Annotated in this window: 3 protein-coding genes; all 3 read left to right on the top strand. The window is 58.4% G+C overall.

Annotated elements, in window-relative coordinates; all coding sequences use genetic code 11:
• On the top strand, positions 1-271 hold a 271-nt coding region (locus EXE45_RS19820; protein WP_158294301.1), incomplete at its 5' end, for a hypothetical protein.
• 14 nt (positions 272-285) lie between these two features.
• Positions 286-711: a hypothetical protein gene (locus EXE45_RS16940; RefSeq protein WP_137695023.1), complete on the top strand. Its 426-nt coding sequence runs from the start codon at positions 286-288 to the stop codon at positions 709-711.
• 3 nt (positions 712-714) lie between these two features.
• Positions 715-998 (top strand): hypothetical protein (locus EXE45_RS20835; protein WP_206750490.1); only part of this gene is annotated, 284 nt, incomplete at its 3' end.

The raw sequence follows: 998 nt of genomic DNA, 5'->3' as shown, positions 1-998 counted from the left end.
TCCCCTGCCGCCCACCAACAGCGAGGACGTGACGGCGGGCGAGCGGATCGTCTCTCACCCCCTCTCGTCGGCGGCGGTGAAATTCTCGGATGACGGGACCGTCCAGGTTGTCGGGGATGATGGCACCGATGTTCAGATACAACCCGACGGTACGGTGGTTATCGACGGGGGGACGAACGGCGCAGTTACCGATGTGACGATTAGCGAGACGAACAGCAACGGTGGGGCAACGAGCCTCAACGTCATTCGGAACCCCGACGTAAAACTGTAATTTAGACAACATTCATGGCAGACGATAAGACTCGATACTTGGAAGCACAGACGCTTGACCGCGTGTTTAACAACGACCCGCCTGACGGAGCGCGGGATGGTGTGTACGTCGCACTCTGGACTGTTGAGCCGTCGAACACCCCCGACGCTGCGAACGAGGTTTCAGGCGATCAGTACAGCCCCGTCAACGTCACGGCGAGTGAGTGGACGCTGACAAACGCTGGATCGCCTCGGCAGTATGAGAACGACGTACTGATTGATTTCGGAAAACTCGACTCGACCGTTGACAAAACTGTCGCGGGCTTTGTGTTGTACGACGGTCCTGACCCCTCGACAGACAATCCGCTGTTTGCGAGTGGATTAGCGGGCGGCGCAAAGACCGTCGCAGCGGGTAACAAGTTCGAATTTGAGGCGGGGAACCTCACCATCTCGGAGGACTGACAAATGCCGTGGAAAGTTTTCGCTGAAGACGAAGGGACTGGCCTTCAGGATCAGTCGGATCACGACTACGGTGATGGTGCGAACTTCGGTGCTCACGTTCACTCACCGTACGACACGCAGTACGCACCATCGCCACCGACGCTTGACGTTGACTACACGGTTCCCGAGGTCACGCTCGGTGAGGCCCAGTACAAACTGAAGGCAACAGACGTGTCAAGTCGTACCCGTGACGGCGTTCAGACGACGTGGCCCGAAGCAACGTTCGTCGCCAAGGCCCCCCAGACCAC

The organism is Halorubrum sp. SP9 (genome assembly GCF_005435015.1).
GTDB classification, from domain to species: domain Archaea; phylum Halobacteriota; class Halobacteria; order Halobacteriales; family Haloferacaceae; genus Halorubrum; species Halorubrum sodomense.
This window is presented reverse-complemented; position numbering and strand designations above follow the sequence as displayed.